This window comes from Tsukamurella sp. M9C (assembly GCF_020169415.1).
GTDB lineage: Bacteria > Actinomycetota > Actinomycetes > Mycobacteriales > Mycobacteriaceae > Tsukamurella.
The window spans coordinates 16,653-34,701 of sequence record NZ_JAIULG010000054.1; the positions used below are offsets into that span (position 1 = coordinate 16,653).

An 18,049-nucleotide genomic window follows, 5' to 3' on the forward strand; every position below is an offset into this window, starting at 1 on the left:
GTCGTGCCGTCAGCGTCGCGCGACGGTCGACGGTGCGCCCGCCGCATCGCGCTCGCCGGCCGAGAGCAGCGACTGCGACTCCTTGAGCGAGGCGATCGTCTTCTGCGGGCCCTTGATGCGCTTGACCTTGAGGTAGCCGAGGAACGCCGCGACACCGGCCACGACCAGCATGAGGATGAAGACGATGAGCGAGGCCGCCCACATCGGCAGCCACACGTTGAGCAGCCAGGTGAGGAAGAAGAAGAAGAAGAACGACGAGTACAGGGCCACGACGCCCGCGACGGCGAAGAAGGCCGAGCCGGTGGCCGCCTTCTTGACGTCCCGCATGGTCTCGGCCTTGGCGAGCTCGACCTCGGCGCGAACCAGCGAGGAGACCTGCGTCGAGGCGTCCCGGACGAGGCTGCCGATCGTCGGATCGCCGGAGGCGGTCACGTTGGGATCGGTGAGCGGGATCGCCGAAAGCGTCCGCGGGGTCCCGCCGGTGGGTGTGCTGTCCAAGCTCACTTGGTCCTCCTCTAGTTATCAGTCATCGTGCCAGAGGTCACCCCGGCGTGTCCGCGCGACCACGACGTGTCGACCTCCGCGCCGCGCGCCCGGCCCGTCACCGGGCCTCGTGCACCCTCCCACGCCGCATGAGCAACAGCGCCCCGATCACCGACGCCGCGACCGACGTGAGCAGCACCGCCGCCTTGGCGAGATCGGCCTCGCCCTCGGGCAGCGCGAGCTCCGCGACGAGCAGGCTGACCGTGAAGCCGATCGCGCCGAGCACGCTGAGCGCCAGGATGTCCCGGTTGTCGAGGCCCTCGGGTCGTTCCGCCAGCCGCAGCTTCACCGCGATCACGCTGGCGCCCGAGATGCCGATGATCTTGCCGAAGAACAGGCCGATCATGATGCCCAGGGCGAGCTCGTCGGTGAACAGCTCGCGGAAGACCTCGCCGTTCACGGCGACGCCGGAGGCGAAGAAGGCGAAGACCGGCACGCAGAACAGGGCCGAGACCGGCTGGATCCGGTGCTCGAGTCGTTCCGCGGGCGATTCGCGCTCGCCCCGGTCCGGCTTCACGCGGGTCAGCAGGCCCAGCGCCACGCCCGCGATCGTGGCGTGCACACCCGACTGGAGCATCGCCACCCACACGACGATCGCGATGGGCACGTAATAGAGGGGCGTGGTGATCCGACGGTGCTGCCCGAACCAGTAGAGCGCGCAGCCGACGGCGGCGACGGCCAGCCACCCGACCTTGAGGTCGCCCGCGAAGAGCACGGCGATCACCGCGATGGCGATGAGGTCGTCGACCACCGCCAGCCCGAGCAGGAAGACCCGCGCCCCCGACGGCAGGCGGGAGCCGATGAGCGAGAGGATGCCGAGCGCGAAGGCGATGTCGGTGGCGATGGGGACGGCCCAGGCGCTGCCGATGTACGGGTTGTCGCGGGCGATGCCGAACGCGATGATCGCGGGCACCACCACGCCGCCGACCGCGCACAACACGGGCAGCGCGGCGCCGCGCACCGTCGACAGTTCGCCGACGACGAGCTCGCGTTTGAGCTCCAGGCCGGCGACGAAGAAGAAGATCGCGAGGAGCCCGTCCTTGGCCCAGTCGGCGAGCGTCAGCCGGAGGTGGAGGGACTGCCCGAAGATCGTCCAGTCGTCGCTGCCGATCTTGATCTCGGCGAGGTGGGCGTAGCTCTCCGACCAGGAGGAGTTGGCCCACAGGAGCGCGATCGCCGCCGCGACGAGAAGGGCTGTGCCGCCGACGGTCTCGGTGCGGAGGAAGCGGATCAACGCCCGTGAGGCCCGGAACCGGGGCGGTGCGTCGTTCATCGGTCGACCGTACCGCAGGTGTCCACGGTGACCCGGGTCACCGCATCCTGCCGGTGCCGCTCCGCGTAATCTCCTGCCAATGAATCGCAGGCGAATCGTCGTCGCCTCCATGGTGGGCACCACCATCGAGTTCTTCGACTTCTACATCTACGCGACCGCAGCAGTGCTGGTCTTCCCCACCCTGTTCTTCCCCAAGGGGGACGACACCGCGGCGCTGCTCGCCTCGTTCGCGACCTTCGGCCTCGCCTTCGCGGCCCGGCCCCTCGGCTCGATCCTGTTCGGCCACTTCGGCGACCGGGTGGGCCGCAAGGCGACCCTGGTGGGCTCGCTGCTCACCATGGGCGTCGCGACCTTCCTCATCGGCGTGCTCCCCACCTTCGACCAGGTCGGCTACTGGGCCCCGGCGCTGCTCGCGCTGATGCGCTTCGCGCAGGGCCTGGGCCTGGGCGGCGAGTGGTCGGGCGCGGCGCTGCTGGCGACGGAGACGGCCGCTCCCGGTAAGCGCGCCTGGGCGGCGATGTGGCCGCAGCTGGGCGCCCCCTTCGGCTTCTTCCTGGCCAACGGCACCTTCCTCGTGATCATGCAGCTGATGGACTTCGACTCGAAGACCTCCACCTCGAACCACGCGTTCATGACCTGGGGCTGGCGCATCCCGTTCCTCGCCTCGGCCGTTATGGTGATCGTGGGCCTGTACGTCCGTCTCAAGCTGACCGAGACGCCGGTCTTCGCGAAGGCCGTCAAGGACGGAAAGAAGGTCAAGGCGCCGCTGGGCGAGGTGCTCCGCACCGCGTGGCGGCCGCTCATCATCGGCACTTTCGTCATGGTCGCCACCTACACGCTGTTCTACCTGGTGACCACGTGGATCGTCTCGTACGGCACGGGCAAGGTGGTCGACAAGTCGGGCATCAAGCTCGGCATCTCGTACATCGACTTCCTCGAGATGCAGCTCATCGCGGTGCTCTTCTTCGCGGTCTTCGTCGCCGTGTCCGGCCACTTCGCCGACCGGATCGGCCGCCGCAAGCTGCTCATCGGCGTGACGATCGCGATCATCGTCTACGGCCTCTCGTTCAAGTGGATCCTCGACCCGGCCACCACCACGCAGGGCACGATGCTCGCCGTCCTCATCGCGGGCCTCACGCTCATGGGTCTCACCTTCGGCCCGATGAGCGCCGTGCTGCCGGAGCTGTTCGCCACCAACGTCCGCTACACGGGCAGCGGCATCTCGTACAACTTCGCGTCGATCCTCGGCGCCGCCATCGCGCCGTTCATCGCCACCTGGCTGGTCAGCTCGTACGGCGTCGGCTGGGTGGGCGTCTACCTCGCGCTCGCCGGCGGCGCCACGCTCATCGCCCTCCTCGTGATGCACGAGACGCGCGACGTGGAACTCGACAAGGTGTAGGTCGTGCGGATCCTCATCGTGGGTGCGGGCGCGACGGGCGGGGCCTTCGGCTCCCGCCTGATCGAGGCGGGCCGGGACGTGACCTTCCTGGTTCGCCCGGCCCGAGCCGCGGCCCTGCGCCGCGACGGGCTCCGGTTCACCGATCCGGCCGGCACCCGCACGCTCGACGTCGCCGCGCTCACGGCCGACGAGCTCGCGGCCGCGCCGCAGGTCTTCGACCTGGTGATCCTCACGGTCAAGGCCCCGGCGCTCGACGCGGCGATCGCCGATCTGCGCCCCGCGGTGGGGGAGGGCACCGTCGTCCTGCCGATCCTCAACGGCATGGCACACATGGACCGGCTCGAGGCTGCGTTCGGGCCGCGCGTGCTGGGCGCGCTCGCGATGATCGTCGCCACGCTGGACGACGGGGCGGTGGTCCAGATGACCGACTGGTCGGCCCTCACCATCGGCGACGGTGCGCCCGACGTCGCGCGGGCGCTCGACGTGCCCGGCATCCGGCTCACCGTGAGCGACGACGTCACCGGGGCGCTGTGGGCGAAGTGGGCGTTCATCGCGGCCACCGGCATCCTCTGCTGCCTGTTCCGCAGCCCCGTCGGGCCGGTCATCGCCGCGGGCGGGGAGCCGCACGTGCGGGCGATCATCGCGGAGACCGAGGCGGTCGCGGCCGCCGCCGGCCACCCGGTGCCCGCGGAATCCGACGAGCGGACCGCCACGACCCTACTGGACCCGGAGTCGGCGATGACCTCGTCGCTCTACCGGGACCTGGTGGCAGGCCTGCCGAACGAGGCCGAGCACATCCTCGGCGACCTCGCGGCGCGCGCCCGCGAGCTGGGCGTCGCGACGCCGTTGCTCGACCTCACGCTGGTGCAGGTCCGGGCGGACGCGCTGCAGCGAGGGTGATCCCCGCCGCCTCGGCGGCCCGACGGTACGCCGCCGCGAGCGTCGGCACGGTCTCGTGGGCGTTGAGCCCGCTCGGATTGGGCAGCACCCACACCTGCGTCTCGCCGATGGTGCGCTCCTGCGGGCCGGGAACGGCCTTCGGTTCGTGGAAAGCGGTGCGGTAGGCGGTGATTCCGAGGACCGCGAGGATGCGTGGCGCCACCTGCAGCACCCGCTCGACCAGCGCCTCGCCGCCTTCCCGGAGCTCCTCCGCGGTGAGCTCGCTGGCCTTCGCCGTCGCCCTCGGCGCGACGTTGGTGATGCCGATCCCCGCGTCCACCAGCGAGTTCCGGTCGGCGAAGCTCATCCCGTCGGCGGCGTCGATGACGAGGTCGACGATGCCCGCCTCGTACAGCGCCGGATAGAAGCGATTGCCGGGCCGGGCGAAGTGCGCGCCCGTCGCCGCGGTCCACAGCCCGGGGTTGATGCCGGAGAACAGCAGCCGGCAGCCGGGACCGAGGAGGTCGGGCACCGTCGTATCCGAGTAGGCGAGCAGCTGCTCGCGGGTGAAACCCATGGATACTGCCTACCGGTTCACGCCCCCGTGGTCCACTGGCGCTATGACGGTCGACGAACTCCTGGCCCGGCGCGAGATCGAGGACGTGGTGCTGCGGTACTGCCGCGGCATCGATCGCCTCGACCCGGAGGCGGTGCGCGCCTGCTACCACCCGGGCGCCGTCGATCACCACACCGGCTTCGACGGCCCCGTCGAGGAGTACGTGCCCTGGGTGCGCGGGCAGCTGGAGTCGCTCGGCGGCACGCACCACCAGATCGGCAACCACCTGTCCGAGATCGCGGGCGACGTCGCGGTGGTCGAGACCTACTGCACCGCAACGCACTGGTCCGCGCCGGACGCCGAGCTGCAGGCCTACCTGACCCTGGGCCTGCGGTACGTCGACCGGTTCGAGCGGCGGGACGGGCGGTGGGCGATCGCCGAGCGGTGGGCGGTCACCGACTGGACGCGGTGGGAGAAGGACCTCACGGGGCCGCTCGGGGTCCCCGAGGCCGGTCCGCCGCCCGCGCGCGGCGGCGGCGATCCGCTGGACGTGCTGCGGGCTCAGGTGTTCGGGCGCGAGCGCTCGTAGAGCCGCCGCACCACGTCCTCGATGTCGGGCTCGTCGACGGTGAGGTCGCGCACCGTCGCCCGCTCGGCGACGGCCGCGAGCACCTGGGGCAGCGGCGCGCTCAGCTCAAGCCGCTGGCGCAGGCCCCCGCCCTCACTGGCGAGGTGCCGCGCACCGTCGACCTCGAGATCCGGTGTGGGCCGGTCCAGGTCGAGCACCAGCACGCGCGGCGCTCCGACGGTGCCGACGAGGCCGTCGAGCGTGCCGTCGAACGCGGTGCGCCCGTGGTCGACGACGAGGATCCGCTCGCACAGCCGCTCCACGTCGCCCATGTCGTGCGTGGTGAGCAGCAGGGTGAGGCCGCGCTCGGCGCGCTCGGCGATGAGGAACTCGCGCAGCCGCTGCTTGCTGAGCACGTCGAGGCCGATGGTGGGCTCGTCGAGGATCAGCAGCTCCGGCGAATGCATCAGCGACGCCGCGACTTCCGCCCGCATCCGCTCGCCCAGGCTGAGCTGGCGCACCGGCCGGTCGAGGTAGGCGCCCAGCTCCAGCTGCTCGATCAGCCGGTCCGAACGCTCCTTCGCCACTGTGTCGGGGAGACGGTGCACGGCGGCCAGGATCTCCAGCGACCTGCCGGTGGGCAGGTCCCACCACAGCTGCGAGCGCTGCCCGAAGACGACGCCCACCCGCCGGGCCACGTCGCGCCGCCGGGCCAGGGGATCGAGCCCGACGGTGCGCACCGTCCCCGACGTGGGCACCAGGATGCCCATGAGCATCTTGATCGTGGTCGACTTGCCGGCGCCGTTCGCGCCGATGTAGCCGACGGATTCGCCCGGCGCGATCCGCAGGTCGAGGTGGTCGACGGCCGTGGTGACCGTCCTGGTACGGCCGTTCCAGCCCCGCTTGACGAAGGTGCGCGTCAGGCCGGTCGTCTCGATGATGTGCTCGGTCATCCGCCCGCTCCCCGGTAGTGCCGCAGTCCCCAGCGCCACGTCGCGCCCGCCAGGAGCACGACCCACGCGGTGGCCAACGGTAGCGCCCACGCGAGTTCCGGCCGGAAGATCCCGTCGCCGGGCAGGCCCAGGATGTACAGGGCCGGAAGGTAGCCGGTGAAGGCGAGCGGCAGGACGAAGCCGAAGGTCACCTTGATCGCGCCCGGCCACACCGACGCCGGCTGCGAGGCCGCGTAGCGGCCGCCGTAGACGAAGGAGCTGGTGAACTCCGCGCCGTTGACGAGGACGAACTGGAGCCCGGCGGCGATCACGAAGACCGCCGAGTAGATGATCGGGCCGCAGACCAGCGCGATGATGAGCATGCCGACGGTGCCCGGGCCCCAGGCGATCGCGTTGTGCGTGAGCGCGTAGCCGAGCGCGAACAGGCTGACCGCCGGCCGGGTGAGCCGGTGGATGCGGATGTCGCTGGTCATGAGCTGCAGCAGGATCGGTTGCGGGCGCAGGTAGAAGACGTCGATGGTCCCGGCCCGTACGTACCGGGGCAGCTTGTCGAGGTGCCCGAAGAGGATGTCGGCGGCGCAGAAGGAGAGGTCGGCGAGCGCGAAGACCAGGAGCACGGCGGAGAAGGTGAGGCCGCCGATGACCTTCGCATTGTGGAACAGCAGCCACACCTCCGCGAGCTCGACGAGGCCGAGCAGCAGCGCGGCGAACAGGTCCATCGCGAGCGAGGCGCGGTAGCTCACCTGCGCCTGCACGCGCGAGGTCAGCACCGCGCGGTACGGCGCGAGCGGACCGGGCCGGGCCTCGGCAGCGGTGTCAGCCACCCTGCACCTCCAACCGGCGGCGGCCCGCCGCCGTGAGCAGCGCGCCGACCGCGAGCACGGCCACCGTCCACCCCGCCTGGATCCCCACGGCGGCCAGGCCCGCCGCGGCGTCGATGCGGCCGGAGAGGATGTCGCACGGCGGCATGAGGATCCACCCGAAGGGCGTGACCTCCGCGATCGTGGCCAGCCAGCCGGGGAACAGGCCCACCGGCACGAACATGCCCATGAGGAACGTGCCCGCGACGACGTAGAACATCTGGATGCCGCGCGTGTCCACGACCCAGAAGCCGAGGATCTGCACGCAGTAGAGCAGCGCTTGCGCCAGGACGATCGACAGCAGGACGCTGACGGCGGCCAGCGGGTAGGCGGCGGGCTCGCTCGCCCACGCCATCATCGAGGTCGCGGCGCCGATCGCCGCGAGGGGCAGGGCCCGCGGGATCAGGGAGTAGACCGCGCCGCCGTGCACCGTCGCCAGCGTGGCGAACTGCACATCGAGCGGACGGAGGAAGTCGACGGCGATGTCGCCCGAGCGGATCCGCTCGGCGAGGGACCCGTCGCCGCCGAAGGCACCGATCGCCGTGAGCATGCCCTGCGACAGGAAGATGTAGCTGACCATGAGCTCCGGCGTGTACCCGCCGGCGACGCCGCCCGCGCCGGCGAGCGTCGCGAGCAGGATCGCCATCTTGACGAAGCCGAAGACGGCGTTGGTGAACACGCCGGCGGCCGCCGCGCCGAGATACGTGGACTGCTGGCGGAATCCGGCCACCGTCAGGCGGACGTAGGGCCGGAGGGCGGTGCGGACAGCGAGGAGGGCGGCACGCCCGGGGACTGCGGCCGCGGTTGGCGACGACACAGCTACCGGACGTTACCGCCCTCGTCGGTGGGCTGCTAGCCCTTTTGCTTGCGGATGTTCTCGAACACGCTGGGATCGACCAGCGTCGACGTGTCGCCCAGCTCGCGGCCCTCGGCCACGTCGCGGAGCAGGCGGCGCATGATCTTGCCGGAGCGGGTCTTCGGCAGCTCGGGCACGATGTTGATCTCGCGCGGCTTGGCGATCGGCGAGATGTCCTTGGAGACCTGGGCCGTCATCTCGGCGATCAGCTTGTCGGGATCCGAGTCGTCGACGCCCTGGCGCAGGATGACGAACGCGGCGATGGCCTGGCCCGTCGTCGCGTCGGAGGCGCCCACGACGGCCGCCTCGGCCACGGCGGGGTGCCCGACGAGCGCCGACTCGACCTCGGCGGTCGAGATGCGGTGACCGGAGATGTTCATGACGTCGTCGACGCGGCCCAGCACCCAGAGGGCGCCGTCCTCGTCGTACCGCGCGCCGTCGCCCGCGAAGTACCAGCCCTGATCGGCGTAGCGCGACCAGTAGGTGTCCACGAAGCGCTCCGGATCGCCCCAGATGCCGCGCAGCATGGCCGGCCACGGCTCGTCGAGCACGAGCAGGCCGGATTCGCCGCGGGGCAGGGTGTTCCCGTCGTCGTCGACGATGTTGGCGCTGATGCCGGGCACGGGCTCCATCGCCGAGCCGGGCTTGAGCGTGGTGGTGCCGGGGAGCGGCGCGACCATCGCGGCGCCGGTCTCCGTCTGCCACCAGGTGTCGACGATCGGGGCCGTGCCGGCGCCGATGACGTCGCGGTACCAGCGCCATGCCTCGGGGTTGATCGGCTCGCCCACCGAGCCGAGCACGCGGATCGAGCTCAGGTCGTGCGCGTCGGGGATCTCGCGGCCCCACTTCATGAACGTGCGCACCAGCGTGGGCGCGATGTAGTAGATCGAGACGCCGTACTTCTCGATGACCTCGAAGTGGCGGTGCTCGTTCGGCGAGTTCGGCGTGCCCTCGTAGACGATCTGCGTGGCGCCGTTGGCCAGCGGCCCGTAGACGATGTAGGTGTGCCCGGTGACCCAGCCGATGTCGGCCGTGCACCAGTACACGTCCTTCTCCGGCTTGAGGTCGAAGAGGTAGTAGTGCGTGTACGCCGCCTGTGTGAGGTAGCCGCCCGAGCTGTGCACGATGCCCTTCGGCTTGCCCGTGGTGCCCGACGTGTACAGCAGGAACAGGGGGTGCTCGGCGTCGAAGGCCTCGGGGGTGTGGTCCGACGATGCCGCGCCCACCGACTCGTGCCACCACACATCGCGGTCGTGCCAGTCGATGTCGTTCTTGCAGCGCTGGACGACGATCACCTTCTCGACGGACGTGGCAGTCGCGCCGTCGATGTCCATGTCGAGCGCCTCGTCGACGTTGGCCTTGAGCGGCGCGGGCTTGCCGCGGCGGAACTGGCCGTCGGTGGTGATGACGACCTTCGCCTCGGCGTCGTCGACGCGCGAGCGCAGGGCCGCGGCGGAGAAGCCGCCGAAGACCACGGAGTGCGTCAGGCCCAGGCGCGCGCACGCGAGCATGGCGACGATGGCCTCGGGCACCATCGGCATGTAGATCGCGACCCGGTCGCCCGCCTGCAGGCCGATCGAGCTCAGGTAGTTGGCCGCGCGGCTGACCTCGTCCTTGAGGTCGTTGTAGGTGAGGTCGCGGCTGTCGCCGGGCTCGCCGATCCAGTGGATCGCGACGCGATCGCCGTTGCCCGCCTCGACGTGGCGGTCGACGCAGTTGTACGCGACGTTGAGCCTGCCGCCCACGAACCACTTGGCGAAGGGGGCGCCGCTCCAGTCCAGGACCTCGCCGAACGGGGTGTCCCAGTGCAGCCGGTTCGCCTGCTCCGCCCAGAAGCCCAGACGGTCCGCTTCGGCACGGTCGTACAGGTCACGGCCCTGCGTGTTGGCCTGAGCTGCGAATTCAGCGGAGGGCGGGTAAGCGGCTGTCGCGGAATCAGTCATGGGTTGATCGTAGGGATCTCGCCGCGGTCCGAACAGAGCTTTCCCGAATCTGGGGCACGCCGAAGCGGGGTTGCACGGGGTTGCCCTTCACTTATACCCCGAGACGAGGATGTTCGGGCCGGACTCGCCCCGAGCGGGCCCGACGGCGTGGATTGCCGGGACAGAGTAGTGAGGGGCGCTTAAAGTGCTGAGCACTGAACTGACCAACTCCGGCGGAGGTAGTTGTGAGAATACGAAGTAAGCGGTGGTCGACGACGCGGGCGATCCTCGCCGTCGCCGTCGCCGCGAGCCTGGCGGTGTCCGGGTGCAGCATGGACGGCGCGCGGTCGCAGAACACCGTCGGGCCCGATGCGATCGTGCGCGTGAACGGCGGCGAGCCCCAGAGCGGTCTGGTTCCATCGGACACCAACGAGAACATGGGAGGTCGCGTCGTCGACTCCCTGTTCACCGGGCTGTACAGCTATCAAGCGGACGGGACGCCCGAGCTGGCGAACGCGGAAGCGGTCGAGACCACGGATAACAAACACTTCGTGGTCAAGCTGAAGCGTGACTGGACGTTCACCGACGGTACGCCCGTGAAGGCGCAGAACTATGTGCGCGCGTGGAACTTCGGCGCGGCGATCGGCAACCTGCAGAAGCAGCAGAGCTTCTACGCCCCGATCGCCGGCTTCGAGGAAGTGGCCTCGAAGGGGTCCACCAAGACCGAGATGAGCGGGCTGAAGGTGGTCGACGATTTCACTTTCACCATCGATCTCACGGCTCCGAACATCGACTTCAAGCTGGCGCTCGGCTTCACTCCGTTCGTGCCGCTGCCCGACGTCTTCTTCACCGAGGGGAAGGAGAAGTTCGGCCAGAACCCGGTGGGCAACGGACCGTACAAGCTCAAGCAGTGGCGGCACAACGTGCAGCTCGACGTGGTCCGATACGAGGGCTTCAAGGGGCCGAAGCCGAAGAACGGCGGGCTCACGTTCGTGATGTACGAGTCGTACGATCCGGCGTACACCGATCTGACGTCGGGCAACCTCGACGCGCTCGACACCATCCCGAACAGTGCGCTGCGCTCGTTCAAGAAGACGCTCGGTAAGAAGGCGATCACCAAGCCGACCGCGCAGACCCAGTCGTTCGTGATTCCCGAGTTCCTCGAGCACTTCGGTCCGGACGAAGAGGGGCGTTTGCGACGTCAGGCGATCTCGATGTCGATCGACCGCCAGCAGATCATCGACGTGGTCTTCCAGGGGTTCCGCAACCCGGCGCTCGAGTTCACCGCTCGCTCGATCCCCGGGTGGAGCGGTGATCTCCCGGGCAACGAGACCGTCAAGCACAACCCGGAACTGGCGAAGCAGCGTTGGGCGCAGGCGAACGCGATCAAGCCGTGGACCGGTGCGTTCACCATCGCTTACAACTCCGACGGTGACCACAAGCAGTGGATCGACGCGGTGACGAACCAGATCAAGAACACGCTGGGGATCGAGGCCGAGGGCAAGCCCTACGCCACCTTCAAGCAGATCCGCGACGAATTGACGAAGCGCACCCTGAAGTCAGCCGGCCGCAACGGCTGGCAGGGCGACTACCCGACGCAGCTGAACTTCCTCGAGTCGAACTACGTCACCGGTGGTGGCTCGAACGACGGCGACTACAGCAATCCGGCGTTCGACCGGAAGATCGCAGAGGGCCAGCAGGCCCTGGATCCGGCGCAGTCGACCAGGCTGATCAACGAGGCGCAGTCGATCCTTCTGGCAGATCTGCCGGTCGTCCCGCTCTGGGACTACAACGCCGCGGCCGGCGTCGGCGACGGCGTTCAGGGACAGCTCACCTGGAACGGCCGCTTCGACTTCACGAACATCACGAAGGAGTGATGGCATGACCAGATATCTCCTGAGCAGGCTCGGGCAGTTGGTGATCGTGTTCTTCGGCGCCACGCTGCTCATCTACGCGCTCGTCTTCCTCGTGCCCGCGGATCCGATCGCCGCCCTCGGCGGTGACCGCACGCTGCCCCCCGAGGTGGTGGAGGGCCTGCGGGCGCAGTACCACCTCGACCAGCCCTTCCTCGTGCAGTACTGGTACTACATCAAGGGCGTCTTCTCGCTCGACTTCGGCACCTCCTTCTCCGGACAGCCGGTGTGGGACGTGATGAAGCGAGCCTTCCCGGTCACGGTGAACCTCGCGCTCATCGCGCTCGCGGTCGAGACGATCCTGGGCATCTTCTTCGGTGTGATCGCCGGCCTGAAGAAGGGCAAGCTCTTCGACACGTCGATCCTGTTCGTCTCGCTGATCATCATCGCGGTGCCGATCTTCGTGCTGGGCTTCATCGCCCAGTTCGTCTTCGGTGTGAAGCTGGGCTGGTTCCCGGTCACCGTCGGCGGCAACCTGGACTTCTATCACCTGCTGCTGCCGGGCATCGTGCTCGGCTTGGTGTCGTTCGCGTACGTCGTGCGGCTCACCCGCTCGCAGGTCTCGCAGAACCTCACCGCGGACTACGTGCGGACCGCGACGGCCAAGGGGCTGCCGCGCTCGCGCGTCGTGCTGGTGCACGTGCTCCGGAACTCGCTGATCCCGGTGGTCACCTTCCTGGGCGCCGACATCGGCGCGCTCATGGGCGGTGCGCTCGTCACGGAGGGCATCTTCAACATCCCCGGCGTGGGCGGCACCATCTACCAGGCGATCATCCGCGGTGAGGCCACCACGGTGGTCTCCTTCGTGACGGTGCTCATCGTCATCTACCTCATCTGCAACGTGGTGGTGGACCTGCTCTACGCCGCCCTCGACCCGAGGATCCGCTATGCATGACAAGCACACCTACCCCGGACAGGAACGGTTCGTCGCCGCGGCCGACGACGTCGTGGTCGGCGCGGTCGACGCCGTCGCCAAGGACGTGGAGCCCGCTGGCTTCTGGAAGACGGCGTGGTTGCAGCTGAAGGTCAAGCCGTTGTTCTGGGTCTGCGTCGCGCTACTCGCGTTGATCCTGCTCGTAGTGCTGTTCCCGTCGGTGTTCGCCTTCGGAAGGGATCCGCACGAGGCATCGCTCGACCGATCGCTCCTTCCGCCCAGCGGTGAGCACTGGTTCGGGACGGATCTGCAGGGCTATGACATCTACGCGCGGACCATCTACGGTGCTCGCGCGTCGGTGCTCGTCGGCGTACTCACCACCCTCGCCGTGGTGGTGGTCGGCGGCATTCTGGGCGCCACGGCGGGGTTCTACGGCGGTTGGTTGGACTCCTTGATCGCCCGCCTCTCGGACATCTTCTTCGGCGTCCCGCTCATGCTGGCGGCCGTCGTGGTCATGCAGATGGTCAGCTCGCGCACCGTCTACTCGGTGGTGCTGGTGCTCGCGATCTTCAGTTGGCCGCAGATCGCGCGCATCGCGCGGTCGGCGGCGATCTCGATCCGCAACGAGGAGTTCATCGACGCCTCGAAGTCGTTGGGCTCCTCCAAGGTCCGGACGCTGTTCACCCACGTGATCCCGAACTGCCTCGGGCCGGTCATCGTCGTCGCCACCGTGGCGCTGGGCATCTACATCGTCACTGAGGCCACGCTGTCATACCTGGGGATCGGGCTTCCGGCCAGTGAGGTCTCCTGGGGCATGGACATCTCGGACGGACAGACCCTCCTCCGCGAGGGCACCCCGATCCTGTTCTTCCCCGCGACCGCACTGGCGATCACCGTGCTCACGTTCATGATGCTCGGTGACGTCCTGAGCGACGCACTCGATCCGAAGGCGAGGAAGCGCTGATGTCCGACGAACGCAAGCACGGCCTGAGCAAGGTCAAGGACAAGGTCGCCTCGGCGATCGGCAAGTCGCCGTCGCCGCTGCTCGAGATCCGCGACCTGGTCGTGGAATTCGAGGTCCAGGGCAAGCCGGTCCCCGCGGTGCGGGGCGCCAACCTCACGGTCTATCCGGGCCAGACGGTGGCGATCGTCGGCGAGTCCGGGTCGGGCAAGTCCACCACGGCCGCGGCCGTGATGGGCCTGCTGCAGGGCACCGGCAAGGTGGCGAGCGGGCAGATCGTCTTCGACGGCCAGGACCTGTCCAAGGCCTCGGAGAAGGACTTCCAGAAGATCCGCGGCAACGGCATCGGACTGGTCCCGCAGGACCCGAACACGAACCTGAATCCGCTGTGGCGCGTGGGCTTCCAGGTCCGCGAGACCCTCAAGGCCAACAACGCCGAGGAGGGCGACGCCAAGAAGCGGGCGATCGCGCTGCTGGCCGAGGCCGGGATGAAGGATCCGGACAAGCGGGTGAACCAGTACCCGCACGAGTTCTCGGGCGGCATGAAGCAGCGCGCGCTCATCGCGATCGGCCTGGCCTGCCGGCCGAAGCTGCTCATCGCCGACGAGCCGACGTCCGCGCTCGACGTCACGGTGCAGCGCCAGATCCTGGACCACTTGGACACGCTCACCTCCGATCTCGGCACCGCGGTGCTGCTGATCACGCACGACCTGGGCCTGGCCGCCGAGCGCGCCAGCCACCTCGTCGTGATGTACAAGGGGCGCGTCGTGGAATCCGGTCCCGCGCTGGAGATCCTGCAGGACCCGCAGCACGAGTACACCAAGCGGCTCGTGTCGGCGGCGCCGTCGCTCTCGGCCCGCCGGGCCGAGATCCCGCCCGTCGCCGCCGCGGTGACGGACGTCATGGAGTCGGGTGCGGGCGGGTCGGGCGTCGAGCTGGAGACGGTCAAGGGCGAGTTGAAGGACTCGGCCGCGACTGGTCCGGCGGAGGTCGTGGTCGCCGCGAACCTGGTGAAGGACTTCCCGATCCGCGGCTCGCTGCCGTTCCAGAGCAGCGAGTTCCGCGCGGTCGACGACGTCAGCTTCACCATGCTCCGGGGCACGACCACCGCTGTGGTGGGCGAGTCCGGATCGGGCAAGTCGACGGTGGCCCGCATGGTGCTCGGCCTCCTCGAACCGACCAGCGGCACCGTCGAATTCGACGGCAAGGACGTCACCACCCTCCGCGGCGCGGAGGCGAAGGCGTTCCGGCGGCGGGTGCAGCCCGTATTCCAGAATCCCTACGGCTCCCTGGATCCGATGTACTCGATCTACCGGGCGATCACGGAGCCGCTGGTGGTGCACGGCATCGGCGACAAGGCGTCCCGGCTGGAGCGGGCGAAGGAACTGCTCGAGATGGTGGCGCTGCCTGCGGACACCATGCACCGCTACCCGAACGAGCTGTCGGGCGGGCAGCGGCAGCGCGTGGCCATCGCGCGGGCGCTGGCACTGAACCCCGAGGTGATCGTGCTCGACGAGGCGGTCTCGGCGCTCGACGTGCTGGTGCAGGCGCAGATCCTGACCCTGCTCGAGGGGCTGCAGCAGGAGCTGGGGCTGACCTACCTGTTCATCACGCACGACCTGGCTGTGGTCAAGCAGATCGCGCACCAGACGCTGGTGATGGCGGGCGGCAAGGTGATGGAGGCGGGGCCGACCGATCAGGTCTACGACAACCCGTCGTCGGATTACACCCGCAAGCTGATCGACGCCATCCCCGGCGGTTCGATCGAGCTGGCGGGCTGACCCGCAGGGACGGGTGACGAGCGGGCTAGGGTGGGTCGTGTGAACGACCCGCTGAGCCCGCTCGTCGCCGTCCCCGCCGTCGCGGAGGCGGCAGCCGCCGCCCGGGAGGCGCTCGCCACGGTGCACCGTCATCCCGCGAACCGCCGGGAGTGGCGGGCCACCGCGACGGAGTCGTCGCTCCGAGGCGCCCGCGCCTCGGCCGCCCTCGACGGTGCGGCCGTCGCGCTGAGCCGGGACGAGCTGATCAATGATCCGGTGCTCGCCGGGGCGATGCGCGCCTATCAGGCGATCGACGGCGACCTGCTGGACGCCTCGGTCGGGGTGTGGCGGCGCGCGCCGCTGCAGGTGCTCGCGAGGCTGCACACGCTCGCGGCGGCGGACCTCGTCGACGGCGACGACTCCCGGCTCGGCCGGCCGCGCGCCGGCGCGGGGGAGCGACTCGGACTGCTGGCGCAGCTCGTGACCGGCGGCACGGAGGCGCCCGCGCCGGTGGTGGCCGCGATCGTGCACGGGGAACTGCTCTCGCTCCGGCCCTTCGAGGTGGCCGACGGGACTGTCGCCCGCGCCGCGTCGCGGCTGGTGACGGTGGCGTCGGGTCTCGACCCGCACGCGCTCGGCATTCCCGAGACCACGTGGTTGAAGTTCGCGCCCAGCTACGCCGACGCCGCGGACGCGTTCGGGATGGGCGACCCCGACGGCGTGGTGGCCTGGGTGGTGCTGTGCTGTCAGGCACTGGAGGCCGGCGGTAGGGAGGCGTTGGCGCTCGCGGAGCGCTGACAGGGAAATCCGCTGCGGCGGTCCGGTATTCGGTCGAACGGACCCGGACATGCGCAACGGCGACCCGGCCTGAGCTGAGGAAGGGGCACTCAAGGTGCTTTCCTCAGAACGGGTCCGAATCGCCGTTCGCTAGCACGGATCCCGGTTACCAAGCGTGCGTGAGGGTGGGCTGTATTACGGCCTCGGCGTCTACCGGTGGAGAGATCCACTATCCGCGGATCTTGTGCTGACCACTGATTCCCCGGCGACGCAGGCTCACAGCGCTTTCCGCCATAGGTGGCGAGCTCCGCGTGGGTGCCTGGTGTCCGTGCTGGGAGCCTTGACGCTCAGGAATCCCCGACCTTCTCTTCCGGTGAGGATTTAGCTTTGCGCCGCTCCGTGACTCCTTTCTACCCTGTGAGCGCCATCACATCAAGAGGTAGGGCGGAAAAATCTCGGATCAGTTGCTACTGATCGGTATCAGTGCTTCTTGCGGTGCAGCACAAGGTAAGTCGCGACGCCAGCTCCCGCGGCCACCACGCCGAGGCCGGCGCTCGCGAGGACCGAATTCCGCGACGGTGTGGGTATCCGGTCGCGCAACGGTGTGGGGTTCGAGAAGGAGACCACGGGCCAGCCGCGCTCCGCGGCCTCCTTGCGCAGGCCGCGATCGGGGTTGACTGCGGTGGGATGCCCGACTGCAGCGAGCATCGGAACGTCGGTGATCGAGTCCGAGTAGGCGAAGCACTGCTCGAGGTCGTAGCCGTGCTCGGCCGCGAGCGCCTCCATCGCGACGACCTTGTTCTCGCCGTAGCAGTAGAACTCGACCTCGCCCGCGTACTTGCCGTCCTCGACCTTCATCTTCGACGCGACGGAGTAGTCGGCGCCCAGCATCTCGGCGATGGGGCTCACCATCTCCTCGCCGGAGGCCGAGACGATGACCACGTCGTGCCCGCGGGCGTGGTGGCCGGCGATCAGCTCGGAGGCCTCGGCGAAGACGAGCGGGTTCACGACGTCGTGCAGGGCCTCGCGCACGATGGACGTGACCTGCTCCACGTTCCAGCCCTCGCACATCTGCGTGAGGTGGTCGCGCATGCGCTCCATCTGGTCGTGGTCGGCCGCCGTCAGCATCATCAGGAACTGCGCGTAGCTCGACTTGAGCACGGCACGGCGGTTGAGCAGCCCCTCGTCGAAGAAGGGACGCGAGAAGGCCAGCGCGGACGATTTCGCGATGATCGTCTTGTCCAGGTCGAAGAAGGCGGCGACCCGGCGCACCGGGGCCTCGTCGGGCGCGGTAGGGCTCACGGGAATCAGCCTACCGGTGCGGTGGCGCTGCGCACCCCGCAAGAGCGGAGACCGGATTCCTCCACAACTTTCCCGAATCGGACAGGTTCATCCACAGGTGGAGGCGGGATCGGGCGAACCGGACAGGCTCCGGGGTGACGCTGTGCCCATGCGGGGGATCGAGATCGGGATGGCGGTGGCGGACGGGGCACTGGCCGACGACGTGCGGCGGGCCGCGGCGGCGGCCGCGCGGTCGGTCACGGACATCGACCGGGGCAGGCCCCGCGCGTGCTGGGCATCGGCCGCCGGGCTGGTGCTGGACCTCGCGGCCGCGACGGCGATGGCGGAGGCCGCGCGCGCCGGCGGTCTGCCGCGCCGGGAGGGCGTCGCCCTGGTCGCGGTCGAGGCGGGGATGCCGGAACTGGCGGCGGCCGTCGAGGTGGGGGCGGCGCAGGTCTTCGTGCTGCCCGGGCAGGTGCGTGACCTGGCACGCTTCCTCGCCGCCCGGGAGCAGGACGACGGTGCGCGCTCCCGCGTCGTCGCCGTCGTCGGCGGGCACGGCGGCGCCGGCGCCTCGGTCCTGGCGGCCGCCGTCGCGGTGACGGCCCCGGGCCGCGGGATCACCGCCCTGGCCGTCGACGCGGACCCGTGGGGCGGCGGCCTGGACCTCCTGC

The 18,049-nt window shown here is 69.5% G+C and carries 16 protein-coding genes and 1 pseudogene; 9 read left to right on the plus strand and 8 right to left on the minus strand.

Going from position 1 to position 18,049, the window contains the following annotated elements; all coding sequences use genetic code 11:
* Positions 1-9 precede the first annotated feature (9 nt).
* Positions 10-504 carry a phage holin family protein gene (locus LB823_RS20120; protein WP_224650652.1) on the minus strand — a complete coding sequence of 165 codons (495 nt, stop codon included), beginning with the start codon at positions 502-504 and terminating at the stop codon, positions 10-12.
* 97 nt (positions 505-601) lie between these two features.
* A complete protein-coding gene (nhaA, locus tag LB823_RS20125; RefSeq protein ID WP_224650654.1) occupies positions 602-1,816 on the minus strand; it encodes a Na+/H+ antiporter NhaA in 1,215 nt (404 codons plus the stop codon).
* A 79-nt stretch (positions 1,817-1,895) separates the two neighbouring features.
* Here nhaA and LB823_RS20130 point away from each other — a divergent pair, with 79 nt between their 5' ends.
* Entirely contained in the window at positions 1,896-3,215 is a 1,320-nt protein-coding gene (locus LB823_RS20130; protein WP_224650656.1) for an MFS transporter, read from the plus strand.
* A 3-nt stretch (positions 3,216-3,218) separates the two neighbouring features.
* Entirely contained in the window at positions 3,219-4,115 is an 897-nt protein-coding gene (locus LB823_RS20135; RefSeq protein ID WP_224650659.1) for a 2-dehydropantoate 2-reductase, read from the plus strand.
* Here the strand turns inward: LB823_RS20135 and mug are convergent.
* Positions 4,072-4,671: a G/U mismatch-specific DNA glycosylase gene (mug, locus tag LB823_RS20140; protein WP_224650661.1), complete on the minus strand. Its 600-nt coding sequence runs from the start codon at positions 4,669-4,671 to the stop codon at positions 4,072-4,074. The genes LB823_RS20135 and mug overlap by 44 nt on opposite strands.
* A gap of 43 nt (positions 4,672-4,714) precedes the next feature.
* Here mug and LB823_RS20145 point away from each other — a divergent pair, with 43 nt between their 5' ends.
* A complete protein-coding gene (locus LB823_RS20145) occupies positions 4,715-5,239 on the plus strand; it encodes a nuclear transport factor 2 family protein (protein WP_224650663.1) in 525 nt (174 codons plus the stop codon).
* Here the strand turns inward: LB823_RS20145 and LB823_RS20150 are convergent.
* Genes LB823_RS20150 through acs form a run of 4 tightly spaced genes read right to left on the minus strand, consistent with a single transcriptional unit; the run spans position 5,212 to position 9,830 of the window.
* A complete protein-coding gene (locus LB823_RS20150) occupies positions 5,212-6,171 on the minus strand; it encodes an ATP-binding cassette domain-containing protein (protein ID WP_224650666.1) in 960 nt (319 codons plus the stop codon). The two genes, LB823_RS20145 and LB823_RS20150, sit on opposite strands and share 28 nt — an antisense overlap.
* Positions 6,168-6,995 (minus strand): ABC transporter permease, encoded by an 828-nt coding sequence (locus tag LB823_RS20155; RefSeq protein ID WP_224650668.1) that lies wholly within the window; start codon positions 6,993-6,995, stop codon positions 6,168-6,170. Before LB823_RS20155 ends, LB823_RS20150 begins: the two co-directional genes overlap by 4 nt.
* A complete protein-coding gene (locus LB823_RS20160; protein WP_224650670.1) occupies positions 6,988-7,848 on the minus strand; it encodes an ABC-2 family transporter protein in 861 nt (286 codons plus the stop codon). Before LB823_RS20160 ends, LB823_RS20155 begins: the two co-directional genes overlap by 8 nt.
* Before the next feature lie 35 nt (positions 7,849-7,883).
* On the minus strand, positions 7,884-9,830 hold the full coding sequence (acs, locus tag LB823_RS20165) for an acetate--CoA ligase (RefSeq protein WP_224650672.1): 1,947 nt from the start codon (positions 9,828-9,830) through the stop codon (positions 7,884-7,886).
* Positions 9,831-10,060: 230 nt separating this feature from the next.
* On the opposite strand from acs, the gene LB823_RS20170 reads away from it, so the two are divergent.
* The 5 genes from LB823_RS20170 to LB823_RS20190 are packed head-to-tail and all read left to right on the plus strand — an operon-like array spanning position 10,061 to position 16,115.
* On the plus strand, positions 10,061-11,686 hold the full coding sequence (locus tag LB823_RS20170; protein WP_374201359.1) for an ABC transporter substrate-binding protein: 1,626 nt from the start codon (positions 10,061-10,063) through the stop codon (positions 11,684-11,686).
* Positions 11,687-11,690: 4 nt separating this feature from the next.
* Positions 11,691-12,617 carry an ABC transporter permease gene (locus tag LB823_RS20175; protein WP_224650675.1) on the plus strand — a complete coding sequence of 309 codons (927 nt, stop codon included), beginning with the start codon at positions 11,691-11,693 and terminating at the stop codon, positions 12,615-12,617.
* On the plus strand, positions 12,610-13,560 hold the full coding sequence (locus tag LB823_RS20180; protein WP_224650677.1) for an ABC transporter permease: 951 nt from the start codon (positions 12,610-12,612) through the stop codon (positions 13,558-13,560). Before LB823_RS20175 ends, LB823_RS20180 begins: the two co-directional genes overlap by 8 nt.
* Positions 13,560-15,338, plus strand: a complete 1,779-nt coding sequence (locus LB823_RS20185; protein ID WP_224650679.1) for an ABC transporter ATP-binding protein — start codon at positions 13,560-13,562, stop codon at positions 15,336-15,338. Before LB823_RS20180 ends, LB823_RS20185 begins: the two co-directional genes overlap by 1 nt.
* Before the next feature lie 39 nt (positions 15,339-15,377).
* On the plus strand, positions 15,378-16,115 hold the full coding sequence (locus LB823_RS20190) for an oxidoreductase (RefSeq protein ID WP_224650681.1): 738 nt from the start codon (positions 15,378-15,380) through the stop codon (positions 16,113-16,115).
* 459 nt (positions 16,116-16,574) lie between these two features.
* Here the strand turns inward: LB823_RS20190 and LB823_RS20195 are convergent, their stop codons facing one another.
* Positions 16,575-17,405 (minus strand): HAD family hydrolase, encoded by an 831-nt coding sequence (locus LB823_RS20195; RefSeq protein ID WP_374201360.1) that lies wholly within the window; start codon positions 17,403-17,405, stop codon positions 16,575-16,577.
* Between the two features lie 139 nt (positions 17,406-17,544).
* On the opposite strand from LB823_RS20195, the pseudogene LB823_RS20200 reads away from it, so the two are divergent.
* Positions 17,545-18,049: pseudogene (locus LB823_RS20200) on the plus strand (AAA family ATPase); the annotation flags it as partial.

What these genes read in the sequence shown, in the direction of transcription:
- nhaA (WP_224650654.1), bottom strand. Translation starts at nt 1,816, where the DNA reads ATGAACGACGCACCGCCCCGGTTCCGGGCCTCACGGGCGTTGATCCGC.
- LB823_RS20130 (WP_224650656.1), top strand. Translation starts at nt 1,896, where the DNA reads ATGAATCGCAGGCGAATCGTCGTCGCCTCCATGGTGGGCACCACCATC.
- mug (WP_224650661.1), bottom strand. Translation starts at nt 4,671, where the DNA reads ATGGGTTTCACCCGCGAGCAGCTGCTCGCCTACTCGGATACGACGGTG.
- LB823_RS20145 (WP_224650663.1), top strand. Translation starts at nt 4,715, where the DNA reads ATGACGGTCGACGAACTCCTGGCCCGGCGCGAGATCGAGGACGTGGTG.
- LB823_RS20150 (WP_224650666.1), bottom strand. Translation starts at nt 6,171, where the DNA reads ATGACCGAGCACATCATCGAGACGACCGGCCTGACGCGCACCTTCGTC.
- acs (WP_224650672.1), bottom strand. Translation starts at nt 9,830, where the DNA reads ATGACTGATTCCGCGACAGCCGCTTACCCGCCCTCCGCTGAATTCGCA.
- LB823_RS20175 (WP_224650675.1), top strand. Translation starts at nt 11,691, where the DNA reads ATGACCAGATATCTCCTGAGCAGGCTCGGGCAGTTGGTGATCGTGTTC.
- LB823_RS20180 (WP_224650677.1), top strand. Translation starts at nt 12,610, where the DNA reads ATGCATGACAAGCACACCTACCCCGGACAGGAACGGTTCGTCGCCGCG.
- LB823_RS20185 (WP_224650679.1), top strand. Translation starts at nt 13,560, where the DNA reads ATGTCCGACGAACGCAAGCACGGCCTGAGCAAGGTCAAGGACAAGGTC.